Consider the following 21,403-nt stretch of genomic DNA (forward strand, 5'->3'; position numbering starts at 1 on the left):
GCAAATGTGCCCGCCATCGTTGTTCCTTCGGCGCAGATAGTGTTAGGAAGATCGGCTTAGCTGCGGGAGCGGCGCTGTCCTTCAATAGATAAGCGTTTACTTCTGCGTCGTTGACAGACCAAGGGTGCCGGAGGGTTCAAGGATGGGCGGGTTGTCGGATTGGCTTGCGGACGCAAAGCCGATCAATCGCAAGAATGCCGCAGAAGTGGTGTTCGAAGATATCCGTTCGGCCATCACCTCTGGTCAGCTCGTGGTCGGAACCCGGCTGCCCTCCGAAGCCCATCTGGCGGAAAGATACGGTGTCAGCCGGCCGATCGTGCGCGAGGCGTTGCGATCTCTCCAGACTCTGGGGTTGACGCAGACGCGCACGGGTAGCGGCACCTATGTGATGACCGCCATACCGCCTGCTGAATTGAGTTACGGAGCATATTCCGCCCGTGATCTGATCGAGGCACGCCCCTTCATTGAGGTGCCGGCGGCCGGTTGGGCGGCGCTGCGGCGCACGGATGCCCAACTAGAGACTCTGCTCGAACTCTGCGACAGGATGGAGGCTGAGGAAAGGCCGCATCCGTGGGTGCTGCTGGACGGGCAGTTTCATTGCGCCATTGCGGAAGCCTCGTCCAATGCACTGTTTGCCAAGGTTGTGGCCGATGCGCGCGAGGCTCTTTCCCAACAGTCCGAGATGGTCAACCTGATGGCTGGCCGGCGCGTTGCATCGAATTTGGAGCACCGCCGGATCGTCGAGGCGATCCGGCGGGGTTCAGCCCCCGATGCGCGAGAAGCGATGGAGCTTCACCTGGGTCAGGTGAAGCAGGTGGTAACGACCATTATTGGAGAAGATCGGGTTCCACACCCGTAAGCGCGGGTAGGTTGGCGAGGTGGCGGGGGCTCAGTGCCTGCTGAAGTTGCGCCTCCGTCAGATAGCCGCGCTCCAGCACCACCTGCGGCACGGTGCGGCCGCTGGCCAGCGCCTCCTTTGCGACGTCAGTTGCTGCATAGTATCCGATCAGCGGGTTAAGCGCGGTTGCGAGACCGATCGATTCCTCCACACGCTGTGCCATGATGGCGGGATTGGCGACGATGCCATCGACACAACGTGCCGCCAAAGTCCGGCAAGCGGCGCTTAGCTGGCTGATGCTCTGGGAAAGGGCACGCACCATGATCGGCTCGAAGGCGTTCAGCTGAAGCTGCCCGGCTTCGGCGGCCATTGTGATGGTGATGTCGTTGCCGATTACCGCATAAGCCACCTGATTGACCATTTCGGGAATGACCGGATTGATCTTGCCCGGCATGATGCTGGACCCTGCCTGAACGGAGGGCAGGGTGATTTCGCCGATGCCGGCGCGTGGGCCGGAAGAGAGCAGGCGAAGGTCGTTGCAGGTTTTCGACAGTTTGACGGCGACACGTTTCAACACGCCGGACAGATGCACAAATGCGCCGGGGTCCTGCGTCGCTTCGATCAAGTCGGCGGCCGTCACCAGCGGGCGTCCGGTCAACCGCGCCAGATGCTGGCAGGCAAGCGCCGCATAACCGCGCGGTGCATTGAGCCCGGTGCCGATGGCGGTGGCGCCGAGATTGATCTCGTGCAGCAGGGCTGCGGATTCGATGAGGCGGGCCTGATCCTCACCCAGCATCACCACGAAAGTGCGGAACTCCTGACCGAGCGTCATCGGCACGGCATCCTGCAATTGCGTCCGTCCCAGCTTGATGAAGCCGGAAAACTCCTGTGCCTTGCGATCGAACGCGTCTTTCAACACACCCATCGAAGCCGCGAGATCGTCGATCGCTTCGATCATTCCTACATTGACCGCCGTCGGATAAGCATCGTTGGTTGACTGGCTGAGATTGACGTGGTCGTTTGGGTGAAGGTGGGCATAATCGCCTTTCGCGTGGCCGAGCAGTTCAAGTGCCCGGTTGGCGATGACCTCGTTGGCGTTCATGTTGGTGGAAGTGCCAGCACCGCCCTGAATTTCATCCACGACGAACTGCTCGTGAAGCGCACCCTCACGAATTTCGCGGCAGGCTCTGACGATTGCTTCCATTCGCTCCCGGTCAAGCAAGCCAAGCTCGTGATTGGCGAGGGCGGCGGCCTCCTTCACATAGGCCAGTCCCCTGACGAGATAGGGGTTGTGGCCGATCGTTACGCCGGTGATCTGAAAGTTCTCCACCGCGCGCGCCGTGTGCACGCCCCAATAAACATTTGCCGGAATTTCCTTCGTTCCGAGCAAATCATGCTCCATGCGCGTCACGCCCACTTTTTCCTCCAATAGCTCAAAGCGTTACCTAAATCTGTAAAGCTGTCTTACAGATTTTTCGACCTTAATCCTTCGCCGTACGAAGGTCAATAATGCTTCGATCCCCTTGACGAACGGCATTCTCTGCAATTATGAGGGCAAAAATCTGTCATGCAGCTTTACAGCGATGCATGAGCTTGCTGGCGCTGTATCCAGCGCCGAGCATGCCAGTTCCAATTTTGATTTCCGGCGTATCGCCGACTGCAAAGCAAATTCATTGGGAGGAGAAATATCAATGAAATCTGTAAAAACGGCACCTGCCGAACGCGAGGTCTTCACGGAAGAAGACCTCGGATACCACAAGGCACTTAAACCGCGTCAGATCCAGATGATCGCGATTGGTGGCGCAATTGGCACCGGGCTGTTCCTGGGCGCCGGTGGACGGCTGGCGCAGGCCGGTCCGGCGCTGGTGTTCGTTTATGCGCTTTGCGGCTTCTTTGCGTTTCTGGTGCTGCGTGCACTTGGCGAACTTATCATGCATCGCCCGAGTTCCGGCTCTTTCGTGTCCTATGCCCGCGAGTTCTATGGCGAGAAGATGGCTTTCTTTGCCGGCTGGATGTATTGGTTGAACTGGGCAATGACCTCGGTGGCCGATGTGACCGCCGTTGCGCTCTATATGAACTTCTTCAAGCACTACGTCCCCTGGCTGGCGGGCATCGACCAATGGGTGTTTGCGCTGACGGCACTTCTGGTTGTGCTGGCGATGAACATGCTGTCGGTGAAGGTTTTTGGCGAGCTTGAGTTCTGGTTCAGCCTGATCAAGGTGCTGGCGCTTGCGATCTTCCTCGTCGTTGGTGTCTATTTCGTCATCTTTGGCACGCCCATCGAAGGGCATGTGACAGGCTTCAGCATTATCACCGACAATGGCGGCTTCTTCCCGAACGGCATTCTTCCTGCCTTCGTCATCATTCAGGGGGTAGTGTTCGCTTACGCCTCGATCGAACTGATCGGCACGGCGGCAGGGGAAACCGAAGACCCGCGCAAGGTCATGCCCCGTGCCATCCGCGCCGTGGTGCTGCGCCTCGTGGTGTTTTATGTCGGCTCGGTATTGCTGTTCACGCTGCTTCTGCCTTATACCGCCTATAAGGCTGGCGAGAGCCCCTTCGTTACCTTCTTCGGTTCCATCGGTGTTCAGGGTGCGGATGTGATCATGAACCTTGTGGTGCTAACCGCCGTGCTGTCTTCGCTCAATGCTGGCCTTTATTCTACCGGCCGTATTCTTCATTCGATGGCGGTCTCTGGATCGGCGCCGGCAGCGCTGGCAAAGATGAACAAGGCTGGCGTGCCCTATGGCGGTATTGCGGTGACCGCCGCCGTCACCGTTCTCGGTGTGGCGCTGAACGCCGTCGTGCCAGCTGCGGCCTTCGAAATTGCACTCAACCTGTCGGCGCTCGGCATCATCTGCGCATGGGCCGTCATCGTGCTCTGCCAGCTCAAACTGTGGCAGCTTTCCAGGCGCGGCGAACTGGCTCGCCCGGATTTCCGCATGTTCGGTGCGCCTTACACTGGCATTCTCACGCTCGTCTTCCTGTTCGGCGTGCTGGTGCTGATGGCTTTTGATTACCCTGTCGGCTCGTGGACCATCGCTTCGCTGCTGGTCATCATCCCGGCGCTGGTCATCGGCTGGTATATGCTGCGCGACCGTATCCACCGTCTGGCCGGCGAACGTGCAGGCGCGGGAGCGTCGCATTGAGCGGGCATGGTGAAGCTCCACTGGTGGCGGTCATCGCCACCGGTGGTACCATCGCCAGCAGGCGCGGCGCCGATGGCGCCAGCACACCAAGCCTTTCGGGTGAAGACTTGCTTGCACTGGTTCCGCAAATTAACGCGAGGCTGAAGCCGGTCGATCTGATGGCGAAGGATTCCTCCAGCCTGACATTGGCCGACATGCAGCGCATCAGCGATGCGGTAGGCGTGGAGCTCAATGATCCCGCTGTCACCGGTGTCGTCGTTCTGCATGGAACCGATGCGATGGAAGAATCCTCGCTGCTCGTGCATTTGCAGTATGCCATCACCAAGCCGGTTGTCTTCACCGGCGCACAGTTTACAGCCGACCATCCGAATGCGGACGGGCCGTCCAATCTGGCCGCGGCCATAGAAACGGCGCTTGATCAGACGAATGCCGAACGCGGCGTGCTTTTATCCTTCGGTGGCAGATGTCTGCCGGCATGGGGGCTGTACAAGCTGAGCGCGGATGCGGCGGATGCGTTCCGCTCTGCGCGGCCGGCGGCCCATGCCGCAGCGCTGGAGCTTGCTGTGCCCCTCGCCGATCTGCGGGTTGATATCGTTGCCATTTATCCCGGTTGTGATGCCGCCCATATCGAGGCGAGCCTGCAGGCCGGTGCGGATGGGATCGTGCTTGCCGCACTTGGCTCCGGCAACGCCAATCCGGGCATCGCTGTGGCGGTGAAGCGCTGTGCCGAGCGAGGCGTTCCCGTCGTCGTCTCCAGCAGGGTCCCGGAAGGACTGCTGGTGGCGAGTTACGGCGGTGGCGGCGGTGGTCACGATCTGGTCGCGGCCGGTGCCATCCATTCGTCAACGCTGCGCCCCGGACAGGCGCGTATACTGCTTGCGGCGCTGATTGCCGCCAACAGCCCGGCGGAAAAGATCGTTTCCGCGTTCAAAGACGGCTCGCTCTCTTAAGCATCGGCTGCAATGCCCGCATTGGCGGGCATCGAAATTCCTATGAGATTCCTATTTTATTCCATCTGCCGCCGTCTCGAACCTTTATGCGGTTCGGGTGCATTCTTCTGTGCGGGAAGGGATGGTGTTTCTTCCCAGCCAGAAAGAATGAAAAGCGACGTCCCACATGACGGCGCTTTTCTTCCTGTCCGGCTCCTCGGTTAAAAAAGGAGTCCCATCGATGATGGACGTTATTCTGATCGGTGCAGCCACGGTGTTTTTCGCGCTTTGCTTTGCCTATACGCGCGCCTGCGACCGGCTTTAGGCGGAGGTCGAGATGTTATTCGATTATGTTTTGAGCGGTGCCGTCACCGTCTTTATCGCCGCCTACCTCACCTATGCTCTCATTCGCCCCGAACGCTTCTGATCGGGAAGCGGCGGCTATTGAAAGTTCAATACCATGACCCTCAATGGATGGTTTCAGATCCTGCTTTTCTGCGGGATCGTTGTCGCGCTGGTGAAGCCTCTCGGCTTCTATATGGCGCGAGTCTTCAATGGCGAACGCACCCTGCTTTCGCCGGTTCTCGCACCCGTCGAGCGCGGCCTTTATGCCCTTGCCGGGACAAGCGAGCGCGAAGAACAGCACTGGACGACCTATGCGTTTTCCATGCTCCTCTTCAATCTCTTCGGTTTTGCCCTGCTCTACGCCCTGATGCGCTTTCAGGGTATGTTGCCATATAATCCGGAAGGAATGGCAGCAGTCGGGCCGGAACTGTCTTTCAACACGGCAGTCAGCTTCGTCACCAATACCAACTGGCAGAATTATGGTGGCGAAAGCACCATGTCCTATCTGACCCAGATGGCTGGTTTCACCGTGCAGAACTTTGTTTCTGCCGCGACGGGCATGGCGATTGCAATCGGGCTAATCCGCGCCTTCGCGCGCGCTTCCGGCAAGGCCATCGGCAATTTCTGGGTGGATATGGTGCGCTCGACGCTCTACATCCTGCTGCCTGCCTGTATCGTGCTGACCCTGGTTTACGTATGGCTCGGCGTGCCGCAGACGCTTGGCGCTTATGTCGGTGCCCAGACGCTTGAAGGCGCGCGGCAGACGATCGCAGTCGGCCCGGTAGCGTCGCAGCTGGCGATCAAGATGCTCGGCACCAATGGCGGCGGTTTCTTCAATGCCAATTCCGCGCATCCGTTCGAAAACCCTGATGCCATCTCCAACATGATCCAGATGGTGTCGATCTTCGCGATCGGTGCTGCCTTCACCAACGTCTTCGGCCGTATGGTCGGCAACACCCGTCAGGGCTGGGCAATCCTTGCTGCCATGGGTGTTCTGTTCATCGCCGGTGTTGCAGTGACCTATTGGGCGGAAGCGGCCGGAAATCCGCTTATGCACAGCTTCGGCCTTGCCGGAAGCAACATGGAAGGCAAGGAAGCTCGCTTCGGCGTGGCACTCTCGTCGCTCTTTGCGGTCATCACCACCGCTGCCTCCTGCGGTGCGGTCAACGCCATGCATGGCAGCTTCACGGCGCTCGGTGGTCTCATTCCGCTCATCAACATGCAACTGGGTGAGGTAATCGTCGGCGGCGTTGGCGCGGGTTTCTATGGCATTCTTCTCTTCATCATCATCGCCATTTTCGTGGCGGGGCTGATGGTCGGGCGCACGCCGGAGTATCTCGGCAAGAAGATAGAGGCCAAGGAGATGAAGATGGCGGTTCTGGCCATTCTCTGCCTGCCGCTCGCCATGCTGGTTTTCACAGCCACCGCCACCATCCTGCCCTCGGCGGTCGCGTCGGTCGGCACAGCCGGACCGCACGGGTTCTCCGAGATTCTTTATGCCTATACCTCGGCTGCTGCCAATAACGGCTCTGCCTTCGGCGGCCTCACGGGCAACACGACCTGGTACAACATCACGCTTGGTTTTGGCATGTTGATGGGACGTTTTCTGGTGATCATCCCGGCGTTGGCGATTGCCGGCTCGCTGGTTACCAAAAAGACCGTTCCGGCATCAGCCGGCACCTTCCCCACGGACGGCCCGCTCTTCGTCGGTCTGCTCGTCGGCACGATCGTGGTCGTCGGTGGCCTCACCTTCCTGCCGGCCCTGGCGCTTGGTCCGGTCGTGGAACATCTGGTCATGGCCACCGGCCAGGTATTTTGAGGTGGTGCCATGACGAAGGATACTCCCCGACGTAACCGCACCCTTCCTGTCCGCACTGGCGCTCCTGTTCACGGGAGCGCCGGCCCGGGCGGCTGGTGCGCATCCAATCTCATTCTTGCAATGATGGCGGCTCTGTTCGCCGCCGTCTGCGCTCTCGAAGTTCTCACGGGCTGATCGACCCTCATCGGTCGCCCTGTTTCAAACGCTGGAGTCTCTTCATGAGCCAGTCCAAACAAGCGAGCATCCTTGATTCTCGCATTCTCGTTCCGGCAATTGCCGACGCATTCAAAAAGCTCAATCCGCGCACGCTTGCGCGCAATCCGGTCATGTTTGTCGTGGCAACGGTATCGGTGCTGACTACCGTGCTGTTCGTTCGCGATCTCATCATCGGCAATGCAAATCTCGGCTTTTCCTTCCAGATCAATCTATGGCTTTGGTTCACCGTTCTCTTCGCCAATTTCGCCGAGGCCGTAGCCGAAGGGCGCGGCAAGGCGCAGGCGGATTCGCTGCGGAAAACCCGCACGGAAACCCAGGCGAAACTTCTGACCGGTGATGATCGTAGCCAATATACGATGGTAGCCGGCGCTGGCCTCAAGGTGAACGATGTCGTTCTCGTCGAGGCTGGCGACATCATTCCGTCCGACGGTGAAGTCATCGAAGGTGTTGCCTCAGTCAATGAAGCGGCAATAACGGGCGAATCCGCCCCTGTTATCCGCGAATCCGGCGGCGATCGCTCGGCTGTCACCGGTGGTACGCAGGTGCTGTCGGACTGGATAAGGGTTCGCATCACCGCTGCTGCCGGCTCCACCTTCCTCGACCGGATGATTTCGCTCGTTGAAGGCGCCGAGCGCCAGAAGACGCCGAACGAAATCGCGCTCAACATTCTGCTTGCGGGCATGACGCTCATCTTCGTTCTGGCCACCGCGACCATTCCGAGCTTTGCGGCCTATGCCGGTGGCTCCATCCCGATCATCGTGCTGGTGGCGCTGTTTGTGACGCTCATCCCGACGACCATCGGCGCTCTCTTGTCGGCGATCGGCATTGCCGGCATGGACAGGCTGGTGCGTTTCAACGTGCTTGCCATGTCCGGCCGCGCGGTGGAAGCCGCCGGCGACGTCGACACGCTGCTGCTCGACAAGACCGGCACGATAACGCTCGGCAACCGCCAGGCAACCGAATTCCGCCCCGTCACCGGTGTTTCCGAACAGGAACTGGCCGATGCGGCGCAGCTTGCATCGCTTGCCGACGAAACGCCGGAAGGCCGTTCCATCGTCGTTCTCGCCAAGGAAAAATACGGCATCCGTGCCCGCGACATGCAGAAACTGCACGCCACTTTCGTGCCCTTCACCGCCCAGACCCGCATGAGCGGTGTGGATTTTGAAGGCTCTTCCATTCGCAAGGGGGCTGTCGATGCCGTTCTTTCCTATGTCGATGGCGGTGTTACGCAGCAAGGCAATACGGCGCTTGCCGTTAAAACAGAAACGGATGTAACGCGTGACATCCGCACGATCGCGGAAGAGATAGCCAAGACAGGCGGCACACCGCTTGCCGTCGTGCGCGACGGAAAGCTGCTCGGCGTCGTGCAGCTGAAGGATATCGTCAAGGGCGGCATTCGCGAGCGTTTCGCCGAACTTCGCCGCATGGGCATCCGCACGGTGATGATCACCGGCGACAATCCCATGACGGCCGCTGCCATCGCGGCGGAAGCAGGGGTGGACGATTTCCTCGCCCAGGCGACCCCGGAAAACAAGCTGGAGCTTATCCGCGAGGAACAGGCCAAGGGCAAGCTCGTCGCCATGTGCGGTGACGGCACGAACGATGCGCCCGCACTGGCGCAGGCCGATGTGGGTGTCGCCATGAACACCGGCACGGTCGCAGCGCGCGAGGCTGGCAACATGGTCGATCTCGACAGCGATCCGACCAAGCTCATCGAAATCGTCGAAATCGGCAAGCAATTGCTGATGACGCGCGGCGCGCTCACCACATTCTCCATCGCCAACGACATCGCCAAATATTTCGCCATCATCCCGGCAATGTTCCTGGCCTTCTATCCGCAGCTTGGCGTGCTGAATGTAATGGGTCTTTCGACACCGCAAAGTGCGATCTTGTCTGCCATCATCTTCAACGCGCTCATCATCATCGCGCTCATCCCGCTCTCGCTGAAGGGCGTCAAATACCGCCCGATCGGTGCCGGGGCGCTGCTGTCGCGCAATCTCGTCATCTATGGTCTGGGCGGCATCATCGTGCCCTTCATCGGCATCAAGGCCATTGACCTCGCCATTACGGCGCTTGGTCTCGCCTGAGGAGTATGGAAATGTTGAAACAGCTACGTCCCGCACTGGTGCTGATCCTTGCCACCACCGCAATCACCGGCCTTGCCTATCCTCTTGGAATGGCGGGCCTCGCACAGGCTATCTTTCCCTTCCAGGCAAATGGCAGTCTGATCGAGAAGAATGGGACTGTTGTCGGGTCGCAATTGATAGGGCAGGCCTTCACCGGCGAGAAATATTTCCACGGCAGGCCGTCGGCTGCCGGCGACGGCTACAATGCCGCGTCGTCTTCCGGCTCCAACCTGGGACCGACGAGCGCAAAGCTTATCGACCGGGTGAAGCAGGACTACGAGGCTGCTAAAGCCGAAAATTCGGCAGCCGAGGTTCCCATTGATCTGGTGACGGCATCGGGCAGCGGTCTCGACCCGCATGTGTCGCCTGAGGCCGCCTATTTTCAGGTCTCGCGTGTCGCCAAGGCAAGGGGCATGAACGAAGCGTCACTGCGCGCCGTCGTCGACGCCCATGTGGAGGCGCCTGAATTGGGCTTCATGGGCGAGCCCGTTGTAAATGTGCTGGCTCTCAACATGGCTCTTGACGCAGCCGGCTCATGAACTGAAATGGCTATGGCTTCTTTGGAAGCCATAGCTTATCCACTGGTGGGTTAAATGCCTGACGATAATCGTGATATGCCGAGCAGACCATCGCCGGATGCGCTGCTTGAAAACGCCCGGCGCGAGGCGCGAGGGCGGCTGAAGATTTTTCTGGGCGCAGCTCCCGGTGTCGGCAAGACCTATGAAATGCTGATGTCCGGCCGGGCAAAACTCGCAGATGGTGTCGATACCATTATCGGTGTCGTGGAAACGCATGGCCGCAAGGAAACCGAAACACTTGTGCAGGGTTTCGAGATCATTGCGCGCCGGAACATTGATTATCGCGGCCAGTCGCTGAACGAGATGGATCTCGACGCCATTCTCGCCCGTCGACCGGCGCTGGTTCTGGTCGATGAGCTGGCCCACACCAATGCGGCCGGCAGCCGGCATCCCAAGCGCTATATGGATGTTCAGGAAATTCTCGCGCAGGGCATCGATGTCTATACGACATTGAACATTCAGCATGTGGAAAGCCTGAACGATGTGGTGGCGCAGATCACCCGTATCCGCGTGCGCGAAACGGTGCCGGACAGCATCATCGACCGGGCTGACGATGTTGAGATCATCGATATCACCCCCGATGATCTGATCAAGCGCCTGCAGGACGGCAAGGTCTATATGCCCCGCACCGCGCGGCGCGCCATCGAGAACTATTTTTCGCGCGGCAATCTGACGGCCCTGCGCGAGCTTGCGCTACGGCGCACAGCGCAGCGGGTGGACGAGCAATTGCTCAACCACATGCAGTCGCACGCCATCTCCGGGCCGTGGGCTGCGGGAGACCGTGTTCTGGTCTGTCTGGACCACGGCGGCAACGGCCCCGGTCTGGTGCGTTATGCCCGAAGGCAGGCCGATCGCCTGCGCGCGCCGTGGACGGCACTGCATCTGGACACGCCTCGCTCTCAGCAATTGTCGGAGGCAGAGAAGGATCGGCTGGCCGGCACCATGCGGCTCGCGCAGCAGTTGGGCGGCGAGACCGTAACCCTGCCGGCGCTCGACCTGACGCACGAAATCATATCCTATGCCAACGCCAATAACTTCACCCACATCATCATCGGCCGTCCCAGAAGGTCGTGGTGGCAGAGAATTCTGCAGCGTTCGCTGACGCATGATTTGATAGACCATGCCGGCGATATCAGCGTGCATGTCATTTCCGGCGACAAAAACGCGGAGAAGCCGGTCCAGACCGTGAAGCCGGCAACGGCTCAATCGCGGTTTTCGATACTGCCCTATCTCAACAGCACCCTGTTTGTCGGACTGGCAATCGTGGCCGGCATCGTGCTTGACCAAGCCCTTGATGTTCAAAATCTGGCGCTGGTGTTCCTGATGGCGGTTTTTGCGGCAGCCGTGCGCGGAGGGCTGGGGCCTGGCCTTTATGCTTCCCTGCTTGGTGCCTTTGCGTTCAATTTTTTCTTTCTTGAACCGCGTTATACCCTGACTGTCCGCGATCCCGAAAGCGTCGTGGCGCTGCTGTTCTATCTCGGTGTGGCGCTTGTCGCCTCAAATCTGACTGCGGCGGTGCAGCGGCAGGCCGCAGCTGCACGGATGCGTGCGCGAACCACGGAAGATTTGTACCTTTTTTCCAAAAAACTCGCGGTTACCGGCACGCTGGATGACGTATTGTGGGCAACCGCGTTCCAGATGGCATCGATGCTGAAAGTCAGGGTCGTCCTGCTTCTGCCCGAAAACAATTCGATCACCGTCAAGGCGGGCTATCCGCCCGATGACACGCTCGTGGATGCGGACATTGCGGCCGCACACTGGGCCTGGGAACACAACAAGGCTGCAGGCCGGGGCGCCGATACGCTCCCGGGTGCCAAACGCCTTTATTTGCCGCTGCGCACCGGCAGCGGCGCCGTCGGGGTGGTGGGGCTGGACGACGACCGGCTTGGCCCGCTTTTCACACCTGAGCAGCAGCGGCTTTTCGATGCGCTGGCGGATCAGGCGGCACTTGCCATCGAGCGCATCCAGCTGGTTTCGGATGTCGATCGGGCAAGGCTTGCGGCGGAAACCGACCGGCTGCGCACCGCGCTTTTGACCTCCATCTCCCACGACCTGAAAACGCCGCTCGCCGCCATTCTGGGTTCCGCCGGAACGCTGAAGGATTTCGCCGACGACATTCCGCTCGAGGCGCGCACCGAACTGCTTCTAACCATCGTCGAGGAATCCGAAAGGCTGAACCGCTTCATTTCCAACCTGCTCGATATGACGAGGATCGGTTCGGGCGCGATGGAGCCGAATTACGGATTGCATTTTGTTGGCGATATGGTCGGAACAGCGCTTTCACGCGCGGCGAAAATCGTTGTCAGGCACGAGATCGTTCTGGACATTCCCTCCGATCTGCCGATGCTGAAGGTCGATCCGGTGCTTTTTGAGCAGGTTCTGTTCAATCTGATCGACAATGCCGCCAAATACGCGCCCGAACAAACCGTAATCCAGATTCGCGGGTGGCGGCAGGGCAGACATGTCTTCCTGTGCGTTGCCGACGAGGGGCCGGGTATTCCCCCTGATGATACCGAGCGGGTGTTCGACAGTTTCTACCGTGTGCGCAAGGCGGACCATGTGCAGGCCGGGACCGGCCTCGGGTTATCCATCTGCAAGGGGTTTATCGAGGCCATGGGTGGATCTATTCGCGCTGAAAACAGATCAGGTCGCACGGGCGCGCAATTTACCATAAGCCTGCCCGTTCCCGCCGAAGTGCCGGTGCTGAACCATGACTAGGGCTGAAGGAGATCGGCAATGACCAATTCCGCCGTTCGCATTCTGATCGTCGACGATGAACCGCCGATCCGCAAACTTTTGCGGGTCGGTCTCTCGACGCAGGACTATGCGGTCAGCGAGGCGATGAATGCCCGCGTCGCGATGGAGTTGATGAACGAGGACAAGCCCGATCTCGTGGTCCTTGATCTCGGTCTTCCGGATATGTCGGGACACGAGCTTCTGGAGAAATGGCGGGGCGAGGGACTTTCCCTACCCGTCATCATTCTTTCCAGCCGCACTGATGAGGCGGGTATCGTCAAGGCACTGGAGCTGGGTGCCGACGATTACATCACCAAGCCTTTCGGCATGAACGAGCTTGTTGCCCGCATTCGTGTCGCCCTGCGCCATCGCCTTCAGAGCCAGGGTGAGAGACCGGTGTTTCATACCGGCGATCTTTCGGTCGATCTCGTCAGACGCATCGTCAAGGTGGAGGACCGGGAGGTGAAACTCTCGCCCAAGGAATATGATATTCTGCGGGTCCTGGTCCAGCATGCGGGCAAGGTGCTGACGCACCGTTTCCTGCTGGAGCATGTGTGGGACGAGTTGACCGACGTGCAATATTTGCGCGTTTACGTACGCCAGCTTCGCCAGAAGATCGAAAAAATTCCGGATCAGCCGCGCTATATCCTTACGGAAACTGGTGTCGGCTACCGGCTGCAGGAGGTTTGAGGGCGCCGTTAAGAAACGGCGCCCCCGAATGTTTTGTCAGACGGCGGCGCAGATCGACAGGAATTCGTCGACATCAGCCTCGGTCGTTGCGAAGCTGGTGACCATGCGGATCAGCACCTCGTCCTTTCCGACCTTTTCCGGCATATCGCGGGGCACCAGCCAGTCGTAGAACTTCGCGCCTTTCTCCGTTGCCGCTTCAGCGGCGGCTTTCGGCAGAATGGCGAAAACCTCGTTTGCAGTGGTTGGCCATGCCAGACGGGCACTGTTAAGCGAGGCGAAGCCGGCCCGCAGCCGATTGGCCATGGCATTGGCGTGGCTTGCGAGACCCAACCAGAGATCGTCCTGCAGATAGGCTTCGAATTGTGCGGCGATGAAGCGCGACTTCGAAAAAAGCTGGGCGGTGCGCTTGCGCAGGAAGGCGAAGTCTTTGGCGAGCGCGGGGTCGAAAAACACGATCGCTTCCGCGCACCAGCAGCCGTTTTTCGTGCCACCGAAAGAGAGCACATCAACGCCGCGTTTCCAGGTCATTTCGGCGGGCGTGGTGCCGAGTGCGGCAAGCGCATTGGCAAAGCGCGCGCCGTCCATATGCAGCGGCAGGCCGTTCTCCTTGGCGATTTTGGCAATCGCGTCGATTTCATCGAGCGTATAGACAGTACCGGCCTCGGTTGCCTGTGTCATCGTAACCGCTGCGGCGCGTCCGTGATGAACGGCGTCCTGCGGATAGCGCGAAATGCGCTCGATCAGATTTTCCGGCAGCATTTTGCCGTTCGGTCCCTCGACGGCAACCATGCGCATGCCGGAGAAGAAATCCGGCGCTCCACATTCATCCTCGATCACATGGGCTTCGGAATGACAGAAGGTCAGGCCGCCGGGGCGGGCAATGCTTGCCAGCGAAAGAGAATTGGCCGCCGTACCTGTGGCGACGAAAAACACCGCCACTTCGCGTTCGAATATTTCATTGAAGCGCTTTTCTATGGAAAGGTCGAGGGCGCTGGTGCCATAGGCAGCCGCAAATCGGGTGGATTCCCGCGAAAGGCGCTCGTTGATGGCAGGGTGGGCGCCGGCCCAGTTGTCTGAGGCAAAAAACATCTCTGAAAGCTTTCCGATGGCTGTTGTGCTGGTGTTGGGAATGCGTTGACGATGATCCGCAAAGTTCTAGGACCTAACCTCGCGGTTGGCAAATCCGGCAATGAAAGCAACGGCCCGAAGCGTTTTGTGACAAGAAAGTTTCGCGCAATGGGTCAGTATCGAAACTTCGCTGCAAATCGGCACTGCGACTAATTGGATTCGCACCCTTGCTAAACCCGCGGGTTTCTGCCAAAATTCTCTCGAATTGAGACAGCTTTGCTGTCCTAAATTTGGTCGAGCCGGATTGAATGCGGATTTTTCGGAAAGCGAAATTCGTGTCGAGCCGGATCTTCGCATGAAACCATGCAAGTAATTTTGCAGGAGGGACGAAAATGACAAACAAGCTGCAGGCAGACAACGTCGCCGCAACCCTGACCACAGACTGTCCCACCGCGGCTGCGGCCGCACCCGTTTCTGCGAAGGGGCGTTTCGCGGGCGGCCTGCCGGAAAAGCAGGGTCTTTACGATCCGCGCAATGAGCACGATGCCTGCGGCGTCGGCTTTGTTGCCCATATGAAGGGTCAGAAGTCGCACCAGATCGTCAAGGACGGCCTGTTCATTCTTGAAAACCTGACGCATCGCGGTGCTGTCGGCGCTGATCCGCTGATGGGCGATGGTGCGGGCATTCTCGTGCAAATCCCCGACCGCTTTTTCCGCGAGGAAATGGCGAGCCAGGGTGTGACGCTGCCGAAAGCTGGCGAATATGCCGTTGGCCACATCTTCATGCCGCGCGATCCGTCCCGTATCGATCACTACAAGAAGGTCATTGTCGACGTGATCGGCGAGGAGGGACAGCAGTTCCTCGGCTTCCGCGACGTGCCAGTCGACAATTCTTCCCTTTCCAAGGCACCCGATATCGCTGGCACCGAACCGCACCATGTTCAGGTTTTCATCGGCGCCGGCCGCGATGCGGCGACCAATCATGACTTCGAGCGCAAGCTGTTCCTGATCCGCAAGGTTCTCTCCAACCGCATCTACGACGAGGGCGGCGGCAAGGAAACGCAGGATTTCTATCCCGTCTCGCTGTCCTCCTCCACCATCGTCTACAAGGGCATGTTCCTCGCCTATCAGGTTGGGGCCTATTACAAGGATCTGGCGGACCCGCGTTTCGAATCCGCGGTTGCGCTGGTGCACCAGCGTTTCTCCACCAACACCTTCCCGTCCTGGAAGCTCGCGCATCCCTATCGCATGGTCGCCCATAACGGCGAGATCAACACGCTGCGCGGCAACGTGAACTGGATGGCGGCGCGTCAGGCGTCTGTTTCGTCGGCGCTGTTCGGTGACGATATCTCCAAGCTCTGGCCGATTTCCTATGAAGGCCAGTCGGACACCGCCTGCTTCGACAACGCGCTCGAATTCCTCGTGCGCGGCGGTTACTCCATGGCCCATGCCGTGATGATGCTGATCCCGGAAGCCTGGTCGGGCAACTTGTCCATGTCGGCTGAACGCAAGGCTTTCTACGAATATCATGCCGCGCTTATGGAGCCGTGGGACGGCCCGGCCGCCGTTGCCTTCACCGATGGCAAGCAGATTGGCGCAACCCTCGACCGTAACGGTTTGCGCCCGGCGCGCTATCTCGTCACCGACGACGACCGCGTCATCATGGCGTCGGAAGCCGGCACGCTGCCGGTTCCGGAAGAACGCATCATCAAGAAGTGGCGTTTGCAGCCCGGCAAGATGCTGCTGATCGACATGGAAAAGGGCTCGATCATTTCCGACGAGGACGTGAAGCACGAGCTTGCTGCCAAGCACCCCTATCGCACCTGGCTAGACCGCACCCAGCTCATTCTTGAGGATCTGAAGCCGGTGGAGCCACGGGCGCTGCGGCGTGACGTGTCGTTGCTCGATCGCCAGCAGGCCTTCGGTTACACCAGCGAAGATACCAAGCTCCTGATGTCGCCGATGGCAACAACGGGCCAGGAAGCCATCGGCTCGATGGGTACCGATACGCCGATTTCGGCGATGTCGGACAAGTCCAAGCTGCTTTACACCTATTTCAAGCAGAACTTCGCGCAGGTCACCAACCCGCCGATCGATCCGATCCGCGAAGAATTGGTGATGAGCCTCGTTTCGTTCATTGGCCCACGCCCGAACCTTCTCGATCACGAGGGCGCGGCCCGTGCCAAGCGTCTGGAAGTGCGCCAGCCGATCCTCACCAATGGCGATCTGGAAAAGATCCGCTCCATCGGCCACACCGAAGACCGTTTCGATACCAAGACGCTCGACTTTACCTATGATGTGGAGCGCGGCGCCGAAGGCATGCCTGACATGCTCGACCGCCTGTGCGAGCGAGCTGAATCCGCTGTTCGCGGTGGTTACAACATCATCGTTCTGTCCGACCGCCAGCTTGGCCCGGACCGGATTGCGATCCCTGCGCTGCTGGCGACGGCTGCCGTGCATCACCACCTGATCCGCAAGGGTCTGCGCACCTCGGTCGGCCTCGTCGTTGAAACCGGCGAACCGCGCGAAATCCATCATTTCTGTCTGCTCGCTGGCTATGGCGCGGAGGCGATCAACCCATACCTCGCCTTCGACACGCTGCTCGACATGCACAAGCACGGCGCCTTCCCGAAGGAAGTGTCGGACGACGAAGTCGTCTATCGCTACATCAAGGCGGTGGGTAAGGGCATCCTCAAGGTCATGTCCAAGATGGGCATTTCCACCTACCAGTCCTATTGCGGCGCGCAGATTTTCGACGCCATCGGCCTGTCGTCGGAATTCGTCGAGAAGTATTTCTTCGGTACCGCCACCTCCATCGAGGGCGTGGGTCTGACCGAGATCGCCGAAGAAACCGTAACGCGCCACACGGCGGCTTTCGGCAAGGATCCGATCCTTGCCAACACGCTCGATATCGGCGGCGAATATGCCTATCGCATGCGCGGCGAAAGCCACGCCTGGACGCCGGATGCCGTCGCCTCGCTGCAACACGCCGTGCGCGGCAACAGCCAGGAGCGCTACCGTGAATTTGCCGCCATGGTGAATGAGACGGCGCTGCGCATGAACACCATTCGCGGCCTGTTCAAGGTCAAATCGGCGGAAGCGCTCGGCCGCAAGCCGGTTTCCATCGACGACGTCGAACCGGCGGTCGATATCGTCAAGCGGTTCTCGACGGGCGCCATGTCCTTCGGCTCGATCAGCCGCGAGGCACATACGACGCTTGCGATTGCGATGAACCGCATCGGCGGCAAGTCCAACACCGGCGAAGGCGGCGAAGAATCCGACCGTTACATGCCGCTTCTGAACGGCAAGCCGAACCCCGAGCGTTCCGCCATCAAGCAGATCGCATCCGGCCGCTTTGGTGTGACGACGGAATATCTCGTCAATGCCGACATGTTGCAGATCAAGGTCGCGCAGGGTGCCAAGCCCGGCGAAGGCGGCCAGCTGCCCGGCCACAAGGTGGATGCGACGGTTGCAAAGACCCGTCACTCCACGCCGGGCGTCGGCCTCATTTCGCCGCCGCCACACCACGATATCTACTCCATCGAAGATCTGGCGCAGCTGATCTACGACCTGAAGAACGTCAACCCGGAAGCAGATGTTTCTGTGAAGCTCGTGTCGGAAGTGGGCGTTGGCACGGTTGCGGCGGGTGTCGCCAAGGCGCGCGCCGACCATATCACCATCGCCGGTTTCGATGGCGGCACCGGTGCTTCACCGCTGACGTCGCTGAAGCATGCCGGTTCGCCCTGGGAAATCGGCCTTGCCGAAACGCAGCAGACGCTGGTGCTGAACGGCCTTCGTTCGCGCATCGCGCTGCAGGTGGATGGTGGTCTGAAGACCGGCCGCGACGTCATCATCGGCGCGCTGCTTGGTGCGGATGAATTCGGCTTTGCCACCGCGCCGCTGATTGCTGCGGGCTGCATCATGATGCGCAAGTGCCATCTGAACACCTGCCCCGTCGGCGTCGCAACGCAGGACCCGGTTCTGCGCAAGCGCTTCAAGGGCACGCCGGAACACGTCATCAACTACTTCTTCTTCGTGGCTGAAGAAGTGCGCGAAATCCTCGCCTCGCTTGGCGTTACCAAGCTGGACGAGATCATCGGCGCTTCCGAACTCCTCGAAAAGGATGAGATGCTGGCGCACTGGAAGGCCAAGGGTCTGGATTTCAGCCGCATCTTCCACAAGGTAGAGGCTCCCAAGGAGGCAACCTTCTGGACCGAGCGTCAGAAGCACCCGATCGATGATATTCTCGACCGCAAGCTGATCGAGAAGTCGCTACCGTCGCTGGAAAACCGCGAGCCTGTCGTTTTCGAAGTCCCGATCAAGAACGTCGACCGTTCCGCCGGTGCCATGCTGTCAGGCGCGCTTGCCAAGCGCTGGGGCCATAAGGGTCTGAAGGACGATACGATCCACGTGACGCTGCGCGGCACGGCCGGTCAGTCCTTCGGCGCGTTTCTCGCTCGCGGCATCACCTTTGATCTGGTGGGTGACGGCAACGACTATGTCGGCAAGGGTCTTTCGGGTGGCCGCATCATCGTGCGCCCGCCGGAAAACACCCGTATCGTCGCGGAAAACTCGATCATTGTCGGCAACACCGTTCTTTACGGCGCCATCACCGGCGAGTGCTATTTCCGTGGTGTTGCGGGTGAGCGCTTTGCAGTGCGCAACTCCGGCGCGGTCGCGGTTGTCGAAGGTGTCGGCGACCACGGTTGCGAATATATGACGGGCGGTATTGTCGTGGTGCTCGGCGAGACGGGCCGCAACTTCGCGGCCGGCATGTCCGGTGGCGTGGCTTACGTTCTCGACGAGAAGGGCGATTTCGCCACCCGCTGCAACATGGCCATGGTCGAGCTGGAGCCGGTTCCGGAAGAGGACGACATGCTCGAGAAGCTGCACCATCACGGTGGCGACCTCATGCACAAGGGACGCGTTGACGTCTCCGAGGATATGACGCGTCACGACGAGGAGCGGCTCTACCAGCTGATTTCCAATCACTTCCACTACACCAATTCTGCACGCGCCAAGGATATACTCGACCGCTGGAGCGAGTTCCGTCCGAAATTCCGCAAGGTCATGCCGGTCGAATACCGTCGTGCGCTTGAGGAAATGGAGCGCATGCGCATGGGCGTCGCGGCGGAATAATCCGCCGCGTGAGGATACTACACCAACTGGTCTCGCTGATGATCGCGGTCGCCGTTCCCTTGGTGATCTATTGGACAAGCGGCGAGACCGGATTTGAATTCATCGTATTGGGGGCGGCTTTCGGTTTCGCTTACTGGTACTGGGGCCCAACAGGCGCTCCGCTTTGATGTGAGGACATAAACGTGGGCAAGGTTACAGGTTTTCTTGAGATCGACCGGCAGGTGGGCAAGTATCAGCCCGCATCGGACCGTATCCGCCATTTCCGCGAATTCACCATTCCGATGTCGGATGCCGAGGTACAGAAGCAGGCGGCGCGCTGCATGGACTGCGGCATTCCCTACTGTCACGGCCCGACGGGCTGTCCCGTGCACAACCAGATCCCCGACTGGAACGATCTGGTTTATAACAACAATTGGGAAGAGGCGATCCGCAACCTCCATTCCACCAACAACTTCCCGGAATTCACCGGCCGCGTCTGTCCGGCACCCTGCGAGGAAGCCTGCACGCTGAACCTCGAGGATGCGCCGGTCGCCATCAAGACCGTCGAGCAGGCGATTGCCGACAAGGCCTACGAGCTGGGCTTTATCGTGCCGAAGCCGGCGACGATCCACACCGGCAAGAAGGTCGCCATCATCGGTTCCGGTCCTTCCGGCATGGCGGCAGCGCAGCAGCTTGGCCGCGCCGGTCATGAGGTCCACGTTTACGAGCGTGAATCAAAGCCCGGCGGTTTGCTGCGTTACGGTATTCCGGATTTCAAGATGGAGAAGAACTTCATCGACCGCCGTGTCGAGCAGATCAAGGGTGAAGGTGTTAGCTTCCATTGCGGCGTCAACGTCGGCGTGGATGTAACGGTCGAAGCGCTTCTGGCTGATCACGATGCGGTTCTTTATTGCGGCGGTTCGGAAACCCCGCGCCCGGCCGGCATCGGTGGCGCCGATTTCAATGGCGTTTACGACGCCATGCCCTATCTCGTGCAGCAGAACCGCCGCGTTGGCCGCGAAAACATCGACAGCATCGGCTGGCCGGCCGATCCGATCCTCGCCGGCGGCAAGCATGTCGTCGTCGTCGGCGGTGGCGATACGGCGTCTGACTGCGTCGGCACGGCGTTCCGTCAGGGTGCGGTTAAAGTCACACAGCTCGATATCCGCCCGATGCCGCCGGAAAAGGAAGACAAGCTCGCCGTATGGCCCTTCTGGGCAACGAAAATGCGCACCTCTTCTTCGCAGGCAGAAGGTGCCGTTCGCGAGTTCCAGGTTGCCACGCTTGAATTCGTTGGTGAAGACGGCGTTTTGACGGGTGTGAAGTGCTGTCAGGTGGACGACCGGCGCAAGCCCATTGCCGGTACGGAATTCATCATCAAGGCTGATCTTGCCTTCATCGCCATCGGTTTTTCCGGTCCTTTCACCGATAGCGTGCTGAAGGAAATGGATGGCAAGCTCTCGCTCAACACCGATCGTCGCGGCTCCACCAATGTGATCGCCAACGAAACGGACTACAAGACCTCGGTCGACAAGCTGTGGGCGGCAGGCGACGTTCGCCGTGGCCAGTCGCTGGTGGTCTGGGCAATCCGCGAAGGCCGGCAGGCGGCACGTGCTATTGACGAAGAGCTGATGGGCGCAACCGTCCTTCCGCGCTGAGCGGGTTGACGCGGCGCAAGCCGTCGTAACGAAAACAAAAAGGCCTGTTGTATTTCACAACAGGCCTTTCGTTTGACTGGAGAACCGAAACGCGATGGAGGTGTCGCATTCAGGGGGACGGCAACATATCGCGC

Annotated in this window: 16 protein-coding genes; 14 read left to right on the forward strand and 2 right to left on the reverse strand. The window is 59.8% G+C overall.

Translation table 11 applies throughout. From position 1 onward, the window contains the following. The first annotated feature begins 142 nt into the window (after nucleotides 1–142). Nucleotides 143–859, forward strand: a complete 717-nt coding sequence (locus tag ACQZ63_RS07315) for a FadR/GntR family transcriptional regulator (RefSeq protein WP_013761876.1) — start codon at nucleotides 143–145, stop codon at nucleotides 857–859. Here ACQZ63_RS07315 and ACQZ63_RS07320 read toward each other — a convergent pair. Next, complete coding sequence (locus tag ACQZ63_RS07320) at nucleotides 828–2,240, reverse strand: aspartate ammonia-lyase (RefSeq protein ID WP_162633708.1); 1,413 nt, start codon at nucleotides 2,238–2,240, stop codon at nucleotides 828–830. The genes ACQZ63_RS07315 and ACQZ63_RS07320 overlap by 32 nt on opposite strands. A gap of 289 nt (nucleotides 2,241–2,529) precedes the next feature. On the opposite strand from ACQZ63_RS07320, the gene ACQZ63_RS07325 reads away from it, so the two are divergent. The 10 genes from ACQZ63_RS07325 to ACQZ63_RS07370 all read left to right on the forward strand — a co-directional run bounded on the left by ACQZ63_RS07325 (nucleotide 2,530) and on the right by ACQZ63_RS07370 (nucleotide 13,426). Beyond that, nucleotides 2,530–3,987, forward strand: coding sequence for an amino acid permease (locus ACQZ63_RS07325; RefSeq protein ID WP_019564934.1), 1,458 nt, complete (start codon nucleotides 2,530–2,532; stop codon nucleotides 3,985–3,987). Beyond that, a complete protein-coding gene (locus tag ACQZ63_RS07330) occupies nucleotides 3,984–4,937 on the forward strand; it encodes an asparaginase (RefSeq protein ID WP_065660454.1) in 954 nt (317 codons plus the stop codon). The genes ACQZ63_RS07325 and ACQZ63_RS07330 overlap by 4 nt, the downstream gene beginning before the upstream one ends. Before the next feature lie 166 nt (nucleotides 4,938–5,103). After that, nucleotides 5,104–5,241, forward strand: a complete 138-nt coding sequence (locus ACQZ63_RS07335) for a hypothetical protein (protein WP_003497749.1) — start codon at nucleotides 5,104–5,106, stop codon at nucleotides 5,239–5,241. A 12-nt stretch (nucleotides 5,242–5,253) separates the two neighbouring features. Then, a complete protein-coding gene (gene kdpF / locus ACQZ63_RS07340) occupies nucleotides 5,254–5,343 on the forward strand; it encodes a K(+)-transporting ATPase subunit F (RefSeq protein WP_003511473.1) in 90 nt (29 codons plus the stop codon). A 33-nt stretch (nucleotides 5,344–5,376) separates the two neighbouring features. Continuing rightward, nucleotides 5,377–7,080 carry a potassium-transporting ATPase subunit KdpA gene (kdpA, locus tag ACQZ63_RS07345; protein ID WP_035199696.1) on the forward strand — a complete coding sequence of 568 codons (1,704 nt, stop codon included), beginning with the start codon at nucleotides 5,377–5,379 and terminating at the stop codon, nucleotides 7,078–7,080. Nucleotides 7,081–7,089: 9 nt separating this feature from the next. Continuing rightward, complete coding sequence (locus ACQZ63_RS07350) at nucleotides 7,090–7,254, forward strand: hypothetical protein (protein ID WP_162995269.1); 165 nt, start codon at nucleotides 7,090–7,092, stop codon at nucleotides 7,252–7,254. Nucleotides 7,255–7,298: 44 nt separating this feature from the next. After that, complete coding sequence (kdpB, locus tag ACQZ63_RS07355) at nucleotides 7,299–9,383, forward strand: potassium-transporting ATPase subunit KdpB (RefSeq protein WP_035199695.1); 2,085 nt, start codon at nucleotides 7,299–7,301, stop codon at nucleotides 9,381–9,383. 11 nt (nucleotides 9,384–9,394) lie between these two features. After that, on the forward strand, nucleotides 9,395–9,961 hold the full coding sequence (gene kdpC / locus ACQZ63_RS07360) for a potassium-transporting ATPase subunit KdpC (RefSeq protein WP_111801876.1): 567 nt from the start codon (nucleotides 9,395–9,397) through the stop codon (nucleotides 9,959–9,961). Between the two features lie 54 nt (nucleotides 9,962–10,015). Continuing rightward, nucleotides 10,016–12,718 carry a sensor histidine kinase gene (locus ACQZ63_RS07365; RefSeq protein ID WP_111801848.1) on the forward strand — a complete coding sequence of 901 codons (2,703 nt, stop codon included), beginning with the start codon at nucleotides 10,016–10,018 and terminating at the stop codon, nucleotides 12,716–12,718. 18 nt (nucleotides 12,719–12,736) lie between these two features. Then, a complete protein-coding gene (locus ACQZ63_RS07370; protein WP_003511468.1) occupies nucleotides 12,737–13,426 on the forward strand; it encodes a response regulator transcription factor in 690 nt (229 codons plus the stop codon). A 36-nt stretch (nucleotides 13,427–13,462) separates the two neighbouring features. Here the strand turns inward: ACQZ63_RS07370 and ACQZ63_RS07375 are convergent, their stop codons facing one another. Continuing rightward, on the reverse strand, nucleotides 13,463–14,515 hold the full coding sequence (locus ACQZ63_RS07375) for a threonine aldolase family protein (RefSeq protein WP_019564929.1): 1,053 nt from the start codon (nucleotides 14,513–14,515) through the stop codon (nucleotides 13,463–13,465). Nucleotides 14,516–14,886: 371 nt separating this feature from the next. On the opposite strand from ACQZ63_RS07375, the gene gltB reads away from it, so the two are divergent. Genes gltB through ACQZ63_RS07390 form a run of 3 tightly spaced genes read left to right on the forward strand, consistent with a single transcriptional unit; the run spans nucleotide 14,887 to nucleotide 21,269 of the window. After that, a complete protein-coding gene (gene gltB / locus ACQZ63_RS07380) occupies nucleotides 14,887–19,632 on the forward strand; it encodes a glutamate synthase large subunit (protein ID WP_038494278.1) in 4,746 nt (1,581 codons plus the stop codon). Between the two features lie 8 nt (nucleotides 19,633–19,640). Next, nucleotides 19,641–19,799, forward strand: coding sequence for a hypothetical protein (locus tag ACQZ63_RS07385; protein ID WP_153793133.1), 159 nt, complete (start codon nucleotides 19,641–19,643; stop codon nucleotides 19,797–19,799). Between the two features lie 15 nt (nucleotides 19,800–19,814). Then, complete coding sequence (locus tag ACQZ63_RS07390; RefSeq protein ID WP_111801847.1) at nucleotides 19,815–21,269, forward strand: glutamate synthase subunit beta; 1,455 nt, start codon at nucleotides 19,815–19,817, stop codon at nucleotides 21,267–21,269. The last annotated feature ends 134 nt before the right edge of the window (nucleotides 21,270–21,403 follow it).

The organism is Agrobacterium sp. CG160-95, assembly GCF_053521725.1.

What these genes read in the sequence shown, in the direction of transcription:
- ACQZ63_RS07315 (WP_013761876.1), top strand. Translation starts at nt 143, where the DNA reads ATGGGCGGGTTGTCGGATTGGCTTGCGGACGCAAAGCCGATCAATCGC.
- ACQZ63_RS07320 (WP_162633708.1), bottom strand. Translation starts at nt 2,240, where the DNA reads ATGGAGCATGATTTGCTCGGAACGAAGGAAATTCCGGCAAATGTTTAT.
- ACQZ63_RS07325 (WP_019564934.1), top strand. Translation starts at nt 2,530, where the DNA reads ATGAAATCTGTAAAAACGGCACCTGCCGAACGCGAGGTCTTCACGGAA.
- ACQZ63_RS07335 (WP_003497749.1), top strand. Translation starts at nt 5,104, where the DNA reads ATGACGGCGCTTTTCTTCCTGTCCGGCTCCTCGGTTAAAAAAGGAGTC.
- kdpF (WP_003511473.1), top strand. Translation starts at nt 5,254, where the DNA reads ATGTTATTCGATTATGTTTTGAGCGGTGCCGTCACCGTCTTTATCGCC.
- kdpA (WP_035199696.1), top strand. Translation starts at nt 5,377, where the DNA reads ATGACCCTCAATGGATGGTTTCAGATCCTGCTTTTCTGCGGGATCGTT.
- ACQZ63_RS07350 (WP_162995269.1), top strand. Translation starts at nt 7,090, where the DNA reads ATGACGAAGGATACTCCCCGACGTAACCGCACCCTTCCTGTCCGCACT.
- kdpB (WP_035199695.1), top strand. Translation starts at nt 7,299, where the DNA reads ATGAGCCAGTCCAAACAAGCGAGCATCCTTGATTCTCGCATTCTCGTT.
- kdpC (WP_111801876.1), top strand. Translation starts at nt 9,395, where the DNA reads ATGTTGAAACAGCTACGTCCCGCACTGGTGCTGATCCTTGCCACCACC.
- ACQZ63_RS07365 (WP_111801848.1), top strand. Translation starts at nt 10,016, where the DNA reads ATGCCTGACGATAATCGTGATATGCCGAGCAGACCATCGCCGGATGCG.
- ACQZ63_RS07370 (WP_003511468.1), top strand. Translation starts at nt 12,737, where the DNA reads ATGACCAATTCCGCCGTTCGCATTCTGATCGTCGACGATGAACCGCCG.
- ACQZ63_RS07375 (WP_019564929.1), bottom strand. Translation starts at nt 14,515, where the DNA reads ATGTTTTTTGCCTCAGACAACTGGGCCGGCGCCCACCCTGCCATCAAC.
- gltB (WP_038494278.1), top strand. Translation starts at nt 14,887, where the DNA reads ATGACAAACAAGCTGCAGGCAGACAACGTCGCCGCAACCCTGACCACA.